Consider the following 16325-nt stretch of genomic DNA (forward strand, 5'->3'; position numbering starts at 1 on the left):
GACACCGATCCGTAGTCGAAGTGCTCATGCTGTCCGAATCGGCCCTGGTTAGGCAACGGGCATCATTCTTTCCATAATTGACGGTCCGACAGATGGGAGGTGAGCTCGTGGAAGGCCGTGATGAGCTGGTGACGGCGGTCTGGGACCGCGTGCAGCGGGAAAACGTCGCAGGCGACACATCCGCGGTCCTCTCCACGGCCGCCCACGCGGAGGCACACCGGCTGGCGCCGTACGCCGAAGCCGATCCCCCGGATCTGGAGGCTGCATTTGTCCTAGGGTGGCTGCACTACCGTCGCGCGTATGCCCTCCCACAGACGGCAGCCGGGCAGGACTGGGCGATCGCGATCCGCTTCTTCACGGAGTGCTTCGTTGCGGGAGTAGGGGGCCTACCGCCGTCTCTTCTCGCCACTCTTGCCGGAACGGCACTCCCTGCCGCGCGGGATCTGAAGGAGGAGATATGCACGAACCCTGACCCTCCGAGCCTGACATCGGCCGTGGAGCTGTGGCGACGCATCACGAACAACATCCCTGACGATCACCCTGATCGTGCCGACTGCCTGAGCAGCCTCCGCTATGTCCTGCAAACGCGATTCCGGCGGACGGGGGACGCGGAGGACTTGGACGAGGCGCTGGAGGTGAGTCGTGCCGCCGTCGAAGCCACCCCCGACGACCACCCCGCCCAGGCAGATCGCCTGTACGCACTCGGGCACGTCTGGCAGGAACGGTTCACGCGGTTTGGAAACTCCGGAGACATGAATGAGGCCGTCGAGGCGAGCCGCGCCGCCGTCGAAGCCACCCCCGACGACCACCCCGAACGCGGCGTGCGCCTGAGCATGCTCGGCTTTGTATCGGAGGTACGGTTCAGGCTCTGCGGCCAGTCAGAGGATCTGGATGAGGCGGTGGAGGCGAGTCGTGCCGCCGTTGAGGCCATGTCCCACGATCACCCCGAGCGCGCCGTCATTCTGACCATTCGCGCCGGCGCACTGGAGGCGCGGTTCGAGCGCACCGGGCGGTTGGATGATCTCGATGAGGTGGTAGAGGCCAGTCGGGCCGCCCTCCAGGCTACTCCGCTCGATCACCCCGACCATGTCCCCTTGACGTCCAATCTCGGGCGCTCTCTGGTGAGGCGCTTCGAACACAGCAAGCATTGGGGGGATGCGGACGAGGCGGTGAAAGTCCTCAGCACCGCCGCCCACGGCCATCCTGAACACCTTAGGATCCTGTCCACCCTTGGCCGCACTCTGGTCGCGCAGTTCGAGCGCACTGGGCAGTTGGGGGATTCGGCCGAGGCAGTGGACATACTCCGCACCATTGGTGAAGTCACCGCCCACGACCACTTCCACCATGCCACCAATCTTGTCCATCTCAGCATCGCCCTGCTTCTACGCTTCAAGCGCACCCATGAGTTGGGGGACATAGACGAGGCGGTGGAAGCCGGTCGTGCCGCCGTCAGGGCCACCTCACACGGCCACCCTCACCACGCCGCCGCGTTTTCCAATCTTGGGAATGCCTTGGTGGCGCGGTTCCGGCGCACTGCGGAGCCAGGGGATGCGAATGAGGCGGTGGAAGCGGGTCGTGCCGCTGTCAGGGCCACGTCCCGAGACGCCCCAGACTACGCCGCCCTCCAAGCCAATCTCAACGAGGCTTTGATGGCGCGGTTCGCATGTACGGGGCAGTTGGGCGATCTCGATGAGGCCGTGGAGGCCAGTCGCGCCGCCGCGGTGGCCCCGTATAACCACCCTCACCATGCCCGCGTTCTGGACCATCTTGGGCACTCCTTGACGTTGCGGTTCGGTCGTACGGGGGATGCGGCGGATGCGGACGGGGCCGTACAGGCGTATCGAGGTGCACTCGATTCCACCCCCCACAATGTTCCTGATCGCGCCGCCCGCCTCGGCAGACTCAGCTACGGACTGAAGGACCGCTTCGAGCGGTTCGGGTCGGTGGAGGACTTGGACGAGGCGGTACACGTGGGCCGCGCCGCCTCGGACGCCACCCCCAACGAACACCCCGACCGCGCTGTGCGCCTCAACGCTCTTGGCCACGTCCTGCGGTTGCGGTTCGAGCGGTTCGGGACACTGGCGGACCTGGATGAGGCGGTGGCGGCGACCCGCTCCGCTGTAGAGATCACCCCTCATGACCACCCTAAATACGCTCGCTTCCTGGTCGACCTCGGCATCGCGCTGGGAAAGCGCTTTGAGCGCACCGGTGAGTTGGGGGATCTGGATGAGGCAGTGGCAACACTCCGCTCCGGTGTCGAAACCACACCCCCCGACCAGCCCAAGCGCGGTCCTTACCTGGTCAACCTCGGCGCTGTCCTAGGGAAGGGCTTCGTACGTACTGGTGAGTTGGGGGACCTTGATGAGGCTGTGCAGGCGAGTCGCGCCGGTTTCGAAGCCACGCCCCCTCACGACTCTTTCCATGCCAGGTATGCGAACTGTCTCGGCGGCATTCTGCTTCAACGCTTCCATCACACTGGGGACCGAGGGGATCTGGATGAGGCGGTGGCCACGATCCGCGCCAGTGTCGAAGCCACACCCTCCGACAACCCCGAGCACGCCGCCTTCCTCGTCGGCCTCGGCCGTGCCCTGGAGAGCCGGTTCAAGTGGAGCGGGGAGCTGAAAGATCTGGACGAGGCGGTGGCCACGATCCGCACCGGTGTCCAGTCCATCCCTGACGATCACGCCGATCGCGGCAAGCAACTGGTGGCGCTCGGCTCGGCTCTGGACAACCGCTTCGCACGCACTGGGGACCTGGGGGATCTGGATGAGGCGGTGGCCACGATCCGCGCCGGCGTCGAAGCCACACCCTCCGACAACCCCGAGCACACCTTCCGCCTGGTCAATCTCGGCGTGGCCATCTCGCGACGCTTCAAGCGCACCGGCGAGCCGAGGGATGCGGACGAGGCGGTGGCGACGATGCGCGCCGCCATCGCAGCCACACCCGACGACCACCCCTTCCAGGCCCTGAACATGAACTGTCTCAGCGTCGCTCTGCAGACGCGGTTCTGGCACACCAGGCAGTCGAGCGATCTCGATGAGGCAGTGGCGGCGGGGCGTGCCGCCGTCCAGGCCATCCCTCACGGCGCGGTGAGCCGCGCCTCCCTCCAGTGCACGCTGGGCCGGGCCCTGGAGCTGCAGTTCGGGCATACGGGGAATCCAGACGATCTGGAAGAGGCGATCGAGGTGACGCGCGACGCCGTCGAAGCCACCCCGCACGACGTCCCCGCCCGCGTCGGACGACTAGTCGACCTCGGCGTGATTCTGATGACGCGGTACGACGGCACGGGGGAGTCGGCCTTCCGGGACGAGGCACTGTCCGTACTGGGGGAGGCCGTCACCAAGGAGGCGGGTCCGCCGGGGCATCGGATCATTGCGGCACGTCGGGCAGCGGCCTTGGCCAGGTCCTCGGATCCGGGCCAGGCAGCCGACTTCCTGGAACAGGCGGTACTGATACTGCCGGAGATGGTTCCGCGCCGATTGCGCCGCGGTGACCAGCAGCATGCCCTCGACAGCTACGCCTCCGGTCTCGCCGCCAACGCAACCGCCCTGGCTCTGGCCGACACCAGAGGCAGCGAACGGCAACGAGCCGTCCGAGCGCTCAGGCTGGCCGAGGCCGGGCGGGCCGTACTCCTGTCCCAAGCGTTGGACACCCGAAGCGACCTTACCGACCTGCGCGCCCAACATCCCGAACAGGCCAAGCGTTTCACCGAACTCCGTGAGCTTCTTGACGAGGACCCGGGAAGCACGGCCACCACGACCGACGGCCACCCAGCACAGCCGACGGGCGGCCGTGTGCGCCACCAACTGGCGGCAGAGCTGGGGCAGCTGCTGCGGAGCATCCGGGCCTGCGAGGGGTTCACCCACTTTGGCCTGCCGCCAAGCTCCGAGGAGCTGATGGCGGAGGCCGCACACGGACCCGTCGTGCTGTTGAACGTCAGCCTCTACCGCAGCGATGCCATCCTGCTCACCCGCAACGGCATCAGCTCCTGCCCGCTGCCCAGACTCACCCACGACACTGTGAACGAGCAGGTCACCACCTTCTACCGGGCCCTGGCCGAAACGACAGCGCCCGACGGTGATCGCATCGCCGCCCAGCAGACAGTCCGTCGGATCCTGGAGTGGCTCTGGGAAACCGCCACCGAACCGGTCCTGTCCGCCTTGGCAGCGCAGGGCGAAGCCATCCCTCCGGAGCAGGACGGTCAGCCGCTGTCCCGGGTGTGGTGGATACCCGGCGGGGCCCTCGGCCTGCTCCCCCTGCACGCCGCGGGCTTTCACACCGATCCCGCGTCCGGCCCACTCCGCAGGACGGTCATGGACCGGGTCATCTCGTCCTACACCCCGACGATCCGTGCCCTACGGCACGCTCGCAGGCGCCACAGTCGAGCCGTCGGCCACTCCCAGTCCCTGATCGTCGCTATGCCCACTACTCCCGGTCACAGCAACCTACGGAACGTACCCGAGGAGACCCGCCGGGTCCGGGCCCTCCTGCATCGCCCGGTCCAGCTCACCGGATCCACCCCGAGCTCTGACGGCACCCCGACCTGCCGAAGTCCCGACATGCCGACGACGGCCGCAGTCCTCGCTCGCCTCCCGCAGTGCGCCATCGCCCACTTCGCCTGTCACGGGGCCACCGACCCCATCGACCCTTCGCGAAGCCGACTGCTCCTGCACGACCACGCCGCTACGCCATTGACCGTCTCCGCACTGGCCCAGATCAACCTCGAACAGGCGCAGTTGGCCTACCTCTCCGCCTGCAGCACCGCGATCCCCGGAAGCTCCACCCTGCTGGACGAGGCCATCCACCTCACCAGCGCCTTCCAACTCGCAGGATTCCGCCACGTGATCGGGACGCAGTGGCCCATCGACGACTACCTGGCTGTCGAGATCGCCGAGTCCTTCTACGCCCGCCTGAGCACCGGCCCGCACGGAATGCTCGATCCTGATCAGGCCGCTGCCGCACTGCACCACACCATCCGGGCGGTACGTGACCGCTACCCGGCCACCCCCTCCCTGTGGGCGGGCTACCTCCACGCCGGCGCATAGACGAACCAATCGACGCCTACGCAATCCCCATACCACGTGTGGGCTTCCGCCGGGGCGCGGACCGTATACCGCTCGCTCAGCTTGAGCGGCCAGGGGCCCCGAGCACGGCTGCAGGGCCCCGCCGATCCCGACAGCCTGAGTTCCGACATCCCACTTGCCTAGTGAAGCCGCTGGAAGTCGCCGTGCGTGGAAACTGCATCCAGGGCGGGCAGGGCGGCCGCCTCCTCGGCTGCTGCGCGGATGAACTCCTCGTCCCCGGAGGCGAGATGGGCGCGGGCACCGTCCGGGTGCCGATCCAGCTTCCCCAGAGGCAGTGTGCCGCTGGCCTGCCGGGGCGGGGCACTGCCGTGGAAGGCCGCCGCGAGCTGCCCGATGCGGTAGAAGACGCGACGCTGCTGCTTTGGCGGGTGAACCGCGCCATGCAGGGACTGGCCTCCCACTTCGGTGAGCACCACGGCCCGCAGCCCCGCATCGGCAGCCACCAGGCGAGGCGCGGCTGCGCCCAGAGCGGGGACCCATCCACGGAGCGCCGTCACTTCACGCTGGTGGAAGCGGTCGTTCTGGTGGATCTTGACGTACCCGGTTCCGCCCTCGGCGCCGTGCGCCCGCCAGATGCGGCTTTCCTCTCGTGCCCAGGAGACGTCCGTCCAGCCGGTGATCCGGCCCACCGCCCGCTCGGCGAAGGCGCGCATCGCGCCTTCCGGTTCGACGCCGCAGCTGCCGTGGTCGGGGACCAGGACCAGCCGGTCAACAGCTGGGTCGTAGGCGATCGGGTCGCCGGGCTCCTGGAAATGGCGGCCATCCGCGCGGCGGCCCGCTAGGCGTCCAGCCCGGCCCGGCAGTACGCGACCATCGGCGTCGGCAGTTCGTCGAGCCCGAACTAGCCCATGGCATCGCAGACCTGGGGTTCCATGACCTGCGGGGTGCCGCGCCAGCGCCGGACCTCGAAGAAGACGCCGACCCGCGCGTGGCCGGCGGGGGAGCGGTGGTGCACGGTGACGGCTGCGCGGACATCGGCCGGATCGACCACGACGCCGGTCTCCTCCCTGGTCTCGCGCACCAGCGACGTGACCATGTCCTCCCATGGGCCATCCAGATGTCCGGACGGGAGGTGCCAGCAGCCCGCCACATACACGTCGCCGGCCCGCCGGGAGATCAGGACCTCGGGCCCCGCCGGGCCGTCGCGCCGTGCGAGGCGGTTACGGTATGTGCGGTACTGCGATGACCACCTGCTCGGGTTCACCGGACCCAAGGTGGCTAGGGCGGTGTTCTGCGGTCAGTACGGGGACGCCGGGAAACGGGCGTTGATGAGTTCCACCGCCTCCTGCTCGGTGGGGCCGCGGCGGTGACGCAGCCGTGCCGTACCGGACCATCCCGCCGCGTCGGTGGGCTCCCGCAGACCGGGGAAGGGCTGCCCCAGTACCTCCTCGGCGGCGTAACCCAGCAGCCGGTGGGCGTCGTGCGTCCAGCCGACGACGGTACCGTCCTCGTCGATCACTGCCGCTGCCGCGCCCTTGTCCTCCGTGGCTGTGCCGTGCGGTCCGTCGGCCGGGCCGCCTCCTTCAGGGATGCTCAAAGCCGTCTCCGAATGAGCTCGGCTACGGACGGCGCGCGGTGATCACGGTGCGAAGCCGAGCTGACGCAGCATGCCGAGCTCATCGCTGCTGCCCCAGCGCTCGACCATCTTCCCGTCCGCGAACCGGCTGATCTGTATACCCCGGTACCGCACCGTCCTGCCTGTGGGACCGTGTCCCATCAGTTCGCCGAGATGCGTACCCGTGATGGTGTACGCGAACGCGATCTCGTCGTCGGTCGCCATGATGTGCTCGATGTCCACGTGCAGATCCGGAAAGGCGCGTCTCATCGAGGCGAACATCTCCTCATAACCCTCTGGGCCGGGGACCTGTCCCGGGGCCGGGTCGTGGTCCACCGAGTCGGGTGCGACATAGCTGTCGAGCTCACCGAGCCGGTCGCTGTTCACAGCCGACCCGAAGCCCTCCAGGACGGCGAAGTTGGTGTTGCGCGACATGACGTGGTCCTTGACGTCGCTGTTCCGGGCGCGCGCACTCACGATACGAACCGCCCCTTGTCTACCATCCACGGTAGGTCTGGCGGCTCGAGGTGGCCTGCCGGCGGAGGTTTCGAGGCTCTTGGCCCGCGCGAAAAGGATCACGCGCCGATCAGTGCGCTCCCAGGCCGCCGACGATGCGCTTCCAGCCGGATCGGGTGGCGCCGAACCCGGTCTCATGGGCCCAGATGTGGGTGCAGGAGGGGCACTGCAGGTGCAGCAGGCTGCCGTTGTTGGAGAGCAGATAGCGCCAGTGATCCGAACATGTACGACGCTGCTCGCACGTGTCGCAGCCCTGCCCGTCGTCGCATTTCGGGCACGCCACCCAGGCCCGGCGTCCGATGTCGGCCTGCGGGTCAAGCGGGAGCATGACCGCTCCCTCTCCGCGGCAGCACACCGGCCGCGACCAACTCGTCGTACACCTTCTGCTGCTCGGCGCCGAGCCCGGAGTACAGCAGGTCGTACGCCGCCTCTTCGTCGCGCAGCACCGCGACCGGATCCCAGTCGGGGCCGAGGGCGTCCAGAACGTGGGCCCGGCGGAGCATCTCGTGCGAGGTCAGGTCGACGGCGAAGTCGAGCGGCGCGGAAGCGTCCGGTCGCCCGGCCGCGCGCCGACGCGCCGAGTCGGGTTCGTCCGGATCGGCGGGTTGGGTGGGGCCATGGGAGGACATACGACCGAACTTAGGTAACCCTATCCGGCCGAGGCAAGAGCAGGTGGGGGAAGTCACAGCACATGCGCGATTGCAACGGGGCCGGGTCGGACCCTGGGTCGGGCCGCATCGACACGACCGCGTGCCAGAGTGAACCCGGCGCGACCAGCACGGCGGGTGGTGACGGTCTGACCGAACTCGCCGAGCACGACGGCGCCGTCGCTGTCGATGAGTACGCGCTCGATGCCGGTCGCCGCGTGCCCGGGCACGCGGTGCTCGGCGAGTTCACGGAAGTGGGTGGCGGCGTCCGCACGGGTGGAGCGGCGACGGTTCCGCGGGGTGGCGGTCCGGCCGGTGTCCTGCCTTCCCACTGGCCATAGCGGGCCTAGTTGCCACCCCCACCGTCACCCCCGTCGTCGCCGCCACCGCCGTCGCCGCTGTCCGAGCCCCAGCCGTCGCCGCCGCCCGGCTCGTTGTCGTCGCTGCCCTCGCCGAGGTTGCTGAACCAGTGGCGGTCCCAGTCGTCGTCGGCGGCGATCGGCTCGGCTCCGTTCGACGGGCGCCGCTCCGGCCGGAACCGGGCCGAGCCTGTCGTGTCGCCCAGCCCGAACGCGACGGCGAAGGCATGCGCCATGACGGCGTCCAGCGGATCCAGGCTCTCGTGCCGGACCGCCGCGAGCGGCAGGAGTACGGTCCCTGGCTCGACCGCCGGTCGGCGCGGGGGACGCGTCAGCAGGGCGACGCGGCGTTCGTCGCGCAGGAGCCACGAACTCACCGAGTTCTCCCGCCGCAGCACCCAGCGCTGCCCGGGCAGCCGCACCTCCGCGGAGCTCTTGGACTTGCGTAGCTTCTGCTTCAGTGTCAACTCCGCCGTGATGTCCCCGACCGTCAGATGCAGGCCCCTGGCCGGCCCGGGGGCGTCGCGGTGGAAGCCGTGTGGTGCCCGGATCCGTACGACAGGAGCATGTGGTCCCCAGACGTCCACGCGCACCAGACGCCGGTCGACGGCGACGGCTACCGGCCCGGCGGGCCCCGGCGCGAACCGCCGGGCGATCCACAGCGGTACGCCCTCGGCCCGGGCTCGGGCCGCCAGGGCCACCACCTGATCGGGCCCACCACAGTGCCGTACAGCCAACTCGCCCAAGACGCGGGCGAATTCGGCGGCCTGCCGCACCCTCACCGGCGTGGCGGTCCCGGTCACCCGGGTCACCGGGACGATCTCGGCCCCCTGCGGCAGCCGTTCCAGAGGCCGCTCCGCCCCGCCGCCCCCCAGCCAGCTCCCGCGCAGATACGCCTCGGCCATGGCGCCGAGGTTCAGCTCGGTCAACGGCGTGGTCCTGCCGCCCCGTTGCAGCCGGTCCCCGGTCAGCTCCACGGTCCGCGCCAGTGGATTCCACGACCGCTCGGAATAGAGCGCCTGGCTCACCGATTCCCCCATGTGTAAGTGCACGACTCCTTGGGCCGGGCGCCGGTTCGGACGCCCGGCCCAAGAGACGGACGGACTACTTGCTGACCGCGAAGCGCATCAGGGCGTGCTCGTCACCCTGCTTGATCTTCCCCGTCACATTGATGACTTCGAGTTTCCATGTGTGACCGACCCGCATGGCCTTGGCCACCGCGCAGCCGTTGTCCTGGGTGAGCAGGCTGGGCCAGATGTCGGCGACCTGCTGGGAGCTCCCCCCGGTCGCGTCGTAGACCTTGAAGCTGATGTTGCGCGCCTTCTGGAAAGAGCTGCCCTTCTTGAAGGCGGCAGCTATGAACACGATCGACGTGATGTTGGCCGGGATGCGCGCGAACTCGACCGTGACGGTCTCGTCGTCGCCGTCCCCGCGCCCCGTCTGATTGTCGCCGCTGTGCACCAGAGAGCCGTTGCCCATGGGGTCGAGCGAGTCGAGGCCGGCCAGGCGGACCGGGTCCCCGCCCTGCATGGCGATGGCGATGAGATCGAGGTCCGTGCCGGCCTTGCGGCGGAGCTTGCCGATGACGCCGCCGCTGGTGCCGGCCGTGGGGTCCCAGGACACACCGATGGACAGATGGGTCACTCCGTCCAGATCTGCCGGGCCGTCTTCCTTCGTGAGCGTGATCATGTCTGAGTCATCCTTCTGCCAACGGGTCTACAACACGCAGAGTCTGCCTGGCGCCTCGGCGGTTCCATGCGACCAGGGTCCGACTTCGTGCGGGTCTTGCCCAGGGCTCGGACCATGCGGGTGAGGCCTGTCGTCCGGAGAGGCACGACCTGGGCCGTTCGCGGTCGACCCCGCTGACGGTGACCGTGACCTCGTCGCCCACCTGGACCGACATCCGGCGGAGCGCCGGCCGGCGTCCGCCCGAGCTCTTGCAGGTGCACCCGCACAGACCCGGTTGGTCCGCCCATGCCGCCCATGCCGCGCAGCCTTTCAGAGGGTGCGGTGCTCGGGGGAGAAGCGGGTCAGTTCGGCTCCACCGGCAGTTCCAGGCGGAGTTCGTAGCCGCCGTCGGCCGTGTGGCCGGAGGCGACCGTGCCGCCGAGGAGTTCGGCGCGTTGGCGCAGGCCGGCAAGGCCGTGGTGGGCGCTGGGGAGGGCGAGTGCGAGGCGGGTCGGCGCCGTGTTCGTGACGGTGGTGTGCACTGTGCCGTCCGTGTGGTGGATGCGGACCGTGGCCGCGGCGCCGGGGGCGTGCTTGCGGACGTTGGTCAGGGCTTCCTGGACGGTGCGGTAGACCGCTCGCTGCACGGCGGGCGGAAGGTCGTCGGGCAGGTGCGTCTCGAGCTTCGCCTCGATGCCGCTGAGGTGCACCAGGCGCTGCAATTCGTCGAGGGACGGCTGCGGGGTCAGTTCCGTGGGACGGCTGCCCGAAGCCCGCAAGACGCTGACCATGTGCCGGAGTTCGTCCAGCGTCTGCACACTGAGCCGGCGGATCGTGGCCGCGGCCTGTCTGGTCTCGGTGTCCCGGCTGCCGACCTGGAGCGCTCCGGCCTGCACCGCGATCAGGCTGACCTGGTGGGAGACCACGTCGTGCATCTCCCGGGCGAGCTGCGCCCGTTCCTTGGCCAGGACGCTCTGGGCGGTCAGGAGCCGTTCCTGCTCACGGGCCTCGGAGATCTCGGCGATCCGCAGGGACAGCTCGCGTCGGGCCTGGACGAGCTGACCGAGGAAGACGGGGGCGGTCGCGGTGGCCAGTGTGTAGCTGAGGTGGAACAGGACGTCGGCCTGTGTGAGTTGGGTGGCTTTCAGCGAGGACCACGGCCAGGGCATGAAGTCGATGGTGGCGAAGGTGAGGGCGCACCCGGCCAGCAGCAGGCGGTGGCGGCTGAGCGAGGAGAGCGTGTACAAGGCGACCATGGGGGCGATCGCCGCGTCGGTGACCATGGCGCTTGGGAGCGTCAGCAGGAAGGTTGTCAGCGGCAGGCGCCGGCGCAGTGTGAGGGAGAAGGTGCCGAGCAGTGCGAAGGCCATGGCCGCCCGCACATTGACATCGACGTGGACCCATACGTCCCCCAGCGAGGCCAGGACGAGCGCGGCGTCCAGCAGGAAAGCCGGCGGTCTCCGGGGACTCACCGGGCGTCCCCGGCCTCGGGCGGTGCCAGCAGGCCCGCGCGCTCGGCGATCACGGCCGCCTGGACACGGCTGGTCACCTGCAACTTCTCGAAGACGGAGCTGACATGGCCTTTGACCGTGCCGGTGCTCAGATGCATCCGTCCGCCGATGTCGGTGTTGGCGAGTCCCTCGGCCATGAACACGAGGACGTCCCGCTCGCGCTCCGTCAGCCGTGCGGCGAGGCGGACGGCGGCCGGGTCGCGCATGCCGTGGTCGAGGTAACCGTCCACCACCGTGCGGGCGACCTTGGACGACAGCGCGGGGCCGCCCTCGGCGAGGGTTCGTACGAGGTGGGGGAGCTGGTCGGGGTCCGTGTCCTTGAGCAGGAACCCGGCAGCGCCCGAGCGCAGGGCGGTCGCCACGTATTCGTCGGTGTCGAACGTGGTGAGCATGGCCACCACCGGAGGGTCGGGCAGGCGGCGGAGGCACGCCAGGACGGTGAGCCCGTCGACGTCCGGCATCCGGATGTCCAGCAGGACGATGTCAGGCCGCAGCTCCCGAACCGTCCGTACGGCCTCGCCGCCCGGGACCGCCGCGACGACCTCGATGTCGCCCGCCGCGTTGAGAATGTGTGTGAAGCCCGTACGGACCAGGGCCTCGTCGTCGACCACCAGTACCCGGATCACCTGCGCTCCGCTCCTCGCATGCCACCACGGGATGCCTACCACGCAGAGCGTGGCCCGCCTGCCGGCCTCCGGTGCTTCCCGCCAGTTGGCGGACACCGTCACCGCTCACGACCCGTCGGCCAGGATCAACGGAACGGACGGCATCGTGGAGCTGCTGTCCCCGGTGAGTGTCCGGTTCTCACCCGGATGCCGTCCCGCGTCAGGCGCCGTCCGCTTCGGGTGCGAGGGATCGGAGCGCCATCTGCGTCAACCGGGCTTCCACCACGCCGTGGTCAGGGACGACGGCCGCGCGGAAACCGCGTCCTGCCAGCAGCGAGACGAGCCACCAGGCGGCGGTGTCCGGACTGATGTCGCGGCGGATGTCGCCGGCGCTCTGGCCCTGGCGGACGAGGTCCGCCAGGGCCCCCGCGAAGTGCTGGTGGACGTGGCGGGCGACCGGGCCGAGGTTCGGGTCGTGGGCGAGGGACGCCGCGTCGGCGAAGAGGAAGCCGTGGGCGCCGCGCTGGTGGAAGCGGTCCATGTGAGCCGGGTCGAGGAAGGCGGTCAGTACCTCGAGGATCGGGCGTCCGGCATCCGCGGCGGCCGCCAGGAGCGTGATCACCGCGGTCGCGGCATGATCGAGAACCGCCTCGTAGAGCGCCGACTTGGAACCGAAGTTCTGGAACACCACTGGCTCGGTGACGCCGACCCGTTTGGCGATGTCGGACACCTTGCCACGCTGGTAGCCGGTCTCCGCGAACACCTCGGTGGCCGCGGCCAGGATCGAGGCACGGCGCTCCGCCGCGCGCATACGGGTACGCGTGCGGCCACCGTCCTGGCGGGCGGAGGCCCTGGCGGCGGCCGGTGGGGGCACATCGGACTCGGTCACGGATGCCATCGTATGCCCCCTTGCCCCTTTCCTTAGTCGCGACTAAGTTGGACATGTGCTTAGTCGTGACTAAGTTAAGGAGAGTGGGGTCGTGAACCTCGGACAGCTCATGCAGGGCAAAGCCCGCGCCGACACCCCCGGCATCACCATCGCGACGCCGCGCGCGTACGAGCTCTTCGGCGCGGTCTGTTTCGCGGGCCGACGGCCCCGGGTCTTCGCCCGACTCGCCGCGCTCAGCGGGGCGGAAACCGGCGACCGCGTCCTGGACGTCGGGTGCGGCACCGGATATCTGACGCGGTGCATGGCGGCTCGGGTGGGGCCGAAGGGCGCGGTGACCGGCGTCGACGCGTCGCCGCCCATGCTCGACTACGCCCGCCGCAGGAGCGCCGGCGTGCTGGGCGCGCCGTGTTCGTATCAGGAGGGGATCGCCGAGGCCCTCGGGTTCCCCGACGCATCGTTCGACACGGTCGTCACCAGTCTGATGCTGCATCACCTGCCGGAGGAGCTGCGGCCGGCCGCCCTGCGGGAGATGTGCCGTGTGCTGAAGCCGGGCGGACGCCTTCTGGTCGTCGAGTTCAGGCCGCCGACGAACCGCCTCGGCCGCCACCTGGTGCATCTGGGCAGCGCCCACGCCATGGCGCACCACCGCGTCGACCTGCTGGGCGACTTCATCCGGGACGCCGGCTTCGAGGTGCGCGGTGAAGGCGACGTACGGCCCTGGCTGACGTACGTACAAGCGGTCGGGCCGGATGCCGGCCGGGGGGAGAAGCCGTGACGGTAACGGGACCACCCCCGGCCCCCCAGGGACCCGTGGCTCACCTGCCTTGCCAGACACCCGCGGCGCGCCCGACACACCGAAAACCCCTGCGCCCAACTCCGTTCTCCGTCGTACGCTGACGCCCGCCGTCTGCCGAGGGAGAACGCATGGAGATCCGGAGCCTGACCCGTACCGAAGCCGAGCGCCGGGCCGCGCTGGTGACGGTCGAGCGGTACGACGTGGACGTCGACCTCACCGACCTGCCCGAGGGGCCGGAGGTCCGGTGCGTCTCCACCGTGACCTTCGACTGCCACGAACCGGGCGCCGAGACCTTCGTGGACTGCGCGGCACAGGTGCGGAGCGCCACTCTGAACGGCAAGCCCCTCACCCCCACCGGCGACGGCCGGATACCGCTGCCCGACCTCACCGAGCGCAACGTGCTGCGCGTGGAGAGCGTTCAGGCCGACACGACCACGGGCCAGGGCGTGCACAAGGCGACCGACCCCGCGGACGGCGAGGTCTACGTGTGGATGAGCTTCGAACCCGACGAGGCCCGGTTCGTCTGGGCGTGCTTCGACCAGCCCGACCTCAAGGCCCCGCACGCCTTCACCGTCACCGCCCCGCCCGCGTGGACCGTCACCAGCAACTCCGGTGACCCGCGCGTCGAGGAGGTGGAGGGGGCACGGCGCTGGACCTTCCCCGACACCCCGCCCCTGTCCGTGTACAACACCGTCATCAACGCGGGCCCCTTCCACGAGATCCGCCGCGAGGTCGACGGCCACGACCTCGGCCTCCTCACGCGCCGTTCCCTCGCCGCGATCCTCGACCGCGACGCCGACGAGATCTTCACGCTCACCGGCCAGGGACTCGCCTTCTTCGCCGAGGCCTTCGCGATGCCGTTCCCGCAACGCAAGTACGACCAGGTGTTCGTGCCCGAGTTCGGCGGGGCGATGGAGAACTACGGCTGCGTGACCTGGTCGGACGTGTTCCTGCGGCGAGCGACGCCGACGCCCGCCGAGAGCGAGCTGCTCGCGAAGGTGCTGCTGCACGAGATGGCGCACATGTGGTTCGGCAACATCGTCACCATGCGCTGGTGGGACGACCTCTGGCTCAACGAGGCGTTCGCGGAGTTCGCCTGCCACTGGGCGGCCGAGCGCGCCACCCGGTTCACCGACGCGTGGGCGGGCCATCTGGCGGGCGACAAGCTCAGGGCGTACCTCTCCGACCAGGGCCCCGTCTCGCACCCGATCCACCAGCCCATCCACGACGTCGCCCAGGCCGCGTCGATCTTCGACAACATCACCTACCCCAAGGGCGCCTCGGTCCTCCAGCAGCTGATGACGTACGTCGGCGAAGAGCGCTTCCGGGCCGGCATGACCGCCTACTTCGCCCGCCACGCGTGGGGGAGCGCCACGCTCCAGGATCTGGTCGACGCTCTCTCCGAGGCCGGCGGACGCGACCTGGACACCTGGCGTACGACCTGGCTGGAGACGGCCGGTACCGACCGCTTCTCACTGGAACGCGATGGCGACACGGTCACGCTGGTCGCCGCCGGCACCCCACGCCCCCAGGTGCTGGCGGTCGGGGCGTACGGCAGGAACGGCGAGACCCTGGAACGCACGGCGCTGGTACGCGTCGGGGTGACGCGGACCCGTACCCCGGTCACCGGCCTCCCGCCCGAAGCGGACGTTCTGCTGATCAACGACGACGACCTGACCTTCGCCACGACCCGCCCCGACCCCACGACCCGGGACGCCTTCTTCCGTGCGGCGGCGTCCCTGCCCACGGCCATCTCCCGGGGTGTGGCCACGGCGACGGTCTGGGACATGCTGACCACCGGCGAGGCCACGGCAGCGGAGGCGGGCCGATGCATCACCGCGGTCCTCGCCGCCGAAACGTCCGACGCGGTGATCGAGCCGTATCTGACGCTCGCGGCGGACATCGCCGAACTGTGGGCGCCGCCAGGCGAACGTGCCGGACTGACGGCGGAGGTGGCCGCGGCCTGCCGACGCCTCGCCGCGGACCCCGGCCGCCGTCGGATCGCCCTGCGCGGCCTGGCCCGCACCGCGACGGACCCGGACGACCTGGCCTGGCTCCGCGAACAGGCCGGCGACGACGTGGACCTGCACTGGCGTGCGCTGGTCCGTGAGGCGGAACGGGGAGGCGATGTCTCCTCCGAGACCGCTCGCCTCCTGGAACGCGACCCGGACCCCGACGCGTGGGTCCGCGCCCTCACCGTACGGGCCGCCCTGCCCGACCCCGCCGCGAAGGCGGAGGTCTGGCAGAAACTGGCGGTGGACCGCGCCGTCCCCGTCAACTCGGTCGCCCAGGTGGCGACGGTGTTCTGGCGAACCGACCAGGACGCCTTGCTGACCCCCTATACCCAGCGCTACTTGGACGCGATCCCGCACCTGCACCAAGGCGGAATGATCCCGGCGATGGTCTTCGCGCGCCAGCTCTTCCCACCGCGCGCCATCGGCCCCTCGTACATCGAACAGGCCCGACTGGCGTCCCGCGAGGCGGCCCCGGTGGTCCGCAACACCCTCCTGGAACGCTCGGACGAGGTGAGCCGAATGCTCCACTCCCGAACCCCGACGACCTGACCCGAGGCAGGCACGCCCCGGGCCGCACCAGGAGCCGTCCGGTCGAGCTGATTCCGTGCTCGGCCACAGCACTAGTAGGGCTTTGTTAGGTTCTGTGGTGGGGTTCGGGTGTGGGGGCGGGTTGGCCGCAT

General features: G+C 69.8%; 15 protein-coding genes. 3 read left to right on the plus strand and 12 right to left on the minus strand.

The annotated features are described in order from the left end of the window. Nucleotides 1-92: 92 nt before the first annotated feature. On the plus strand, nt 93-5045 hold the full coding sequence (locus IEZ19_RS21850; RefSeq protein WP_189312918.1) for a CHAT domain-containing protein: 4953 nt from the start codon (nt 93-95) through the stop codon (nt 5043-5045). Nucleotides 5046-5203: 158 nt separating this feature from the next. Here the strand turns inward: IEZ19_RS21850 and IEZ19_RS50815 are convergent, their stop codons facing one another. The 12 genes from IEZ19_RS50815 to IEZ19_RS21905 all read right to left on the minus strand — a co-directional run bounded on the left by IEZ19_RS50815 (nt 5204) and on the right by IEZ19_RS21905 (nt 12834). After that, nucleotides 5204-5737, minus strand: coding sequence for a phosphotransferase (locus IEZ19_RS50815; RefSeq protein ID WP_229840549.1), 534 nt, complete (start codon nt 5735-5737; stop codon nt 5204-5206). Between the two features lie 188 nt (nt 5738-5925). After that, nucleotides 5926-6288, minus strand: a complete 363-nt coding sequence (locus IEZ19_RS50820) for an NUDIX domain-containing protein (RefSeq protein ID WP_229840551.1) — start codon at nt 6286-6288, stop codon at nt 5926-5928. Nucleotides 6289-6321: 33 nt separating this feature from the next. Beyond that, nucleotides 6322-6621, minus strand: a complete 300-nt coding sequence (locus tag IEZ19_RS21860) for a PAS domain-containing protein (RefSeq protein WP_229840553.1) — start codon at nt 6619-6621, stop codon at nt 6322-6324. A 42-nt stretch (nt 6622-6663) separates the two neighbouring features. After that, nucleotides 6664-7116: an ester cyclase gene (locus IEZ19_RS21865; RefSeq protein ID WP_229840555.1), complete on the minus strand. Its 453-nt coding sequence runs from the start codon at nt 7114-7116 to the stop codon at nt 6664-6666. Nucleotides 7117-7225: 109 nt separating this feature from the next. Beyond that, nucleotides 7226-7483 (minus strand): hypothetical protein, encoded by a 258-nt coding sequence (locus IEZ19_RS21870; RefSeq protein WP_189312919.1) that lies wholly within the window; start codon nt 7481-7483, stop codon nt 7226-7228. Further along, complete coding sequence (locus IEZ19_RS21875; RefSeq protein ID WP_189312920.1) at nt 7470-7784, minus strand: DUF6400 family protein; 315 nt, start codon at nt 7782-7784, stop codon at nt 7470-7472. Before IEZ19_RS21875 ends, IEZ19_RS21870 begins: the two co-directional genes overlap by 14 nt. A 53-nt stretch (nt 7785-7837) precedes the next feature. After that, nucleotides 7838-8134 carry a hypothetical protein gene (locus tag IEZ19_RS21880; RefSeq protein ID WP_189312921.1) on the minus strand — a complete coding sequence of 99 codons (297 nt, stop codon included), beginning with the start codon at nt 8132-8134 and terminating at the stop codon, nt 7838-7840. A gap of 14 nt (nt 8135-8148) precedes the next feature. Further along, nucleotides 8149-9201, minus strand: a complete 1053-nt coding sequence (locus IEZ19_RS21885) for a hypothetical protein (RefSeq protein WP_229840557.1) — start codon at nt 9199-9201, stop codon at nt 8149-8151. A 64-nt stretch (nt 9202-9265) separates the two neighbouring features. Next, nucleotides 9266-9850 carry a TerD family protein gene (locus tag IEZ19_RS21890; protein ID WP_189312922.1) on the minus strand — a complete coding sequence of 195 codons (585 nt, stop codon included), beginning with the start codon at nt 9848-9850 and terminating at the stop codon, nt 9266-9268. A 341-nt stretch (nt 9851-10191) separates the two neighbouring features. After that, on the minus strand, nt 10192-11301 hold the full coding sequence (locus IEZ19_RS21895; protein WP_189312923.1) for a sensor histidine kinase: 1110 nt from the start codon (nt 11299-11301) through the stop codon (nt 10192-10194). Next, on the minus strand, nt 11298-11966 hold the full coding sequence (locus IEZ19_RS21900; protein ID WP_189312924.1) for a response regulator: 669 nt from the start codon (nt 11964-11966) through the stop codon (nt 11298-11300). Before IEZ19_RS21900 ends, IEZ19_RS21895 begins: the two co-directional genes overlap by 4 nt. A gap of 199 nt (nt 11967-12165) precedes the next feature. Further along, on the minus strand, nt 12166-12834 hold the full coding sequence (locus IEZ19_RS21905) for a TetR/AcrR family transcriptional regulator (RefSeq protein ID WP_189312925.1): 669 nt from the start codon (nt 12832-12834) through the stop codon (nt 12166-12168). A 91-nt stretch (nt 12835-12925) separates the two neighbouring features. Here IEZ19_RS21905 and IEZ19_RS21910 point away from each other — a divergent pair, with 91 nt between their 5' ends. After that, nucleotides 12926-13609: a class I SAM-dependent methyltransferase gene (locus IEZ19_RS21910; protein ID WP_189312926.1), complete on the plus strand. Its 684-nt coding sequence runs from the start codon at nt 12926-12928 to the stop codon at nt 13607-13609. Nucleotides 13610-13758: 149 nt separating this feature from the next. Continuing rightward, nucleotides 13759-16194 (plus strand): aminopeptidase N, encoded by a 2436-nt coding sequence (pepN, locus tag IEZ19_RS21915; protein ID WP_189312927.1) that lies wholly within the window; start codon nt 13759-13761, stop codon nt 16192-16194. The last annotated feature ends 131 nt before the right edge of the window (nt 16195-16325 follow it).

The organism is Streptomyces brasiliensis, from assembly GCF_014647875.1.
In the GTDB taxonomy this organism is placed as follows: Bacteria; Actinomycetota; Actinomycetes; order Streptomycetales; family Streptomycetaceae; genus Streptomyces; species Streptomyces brasiliensis.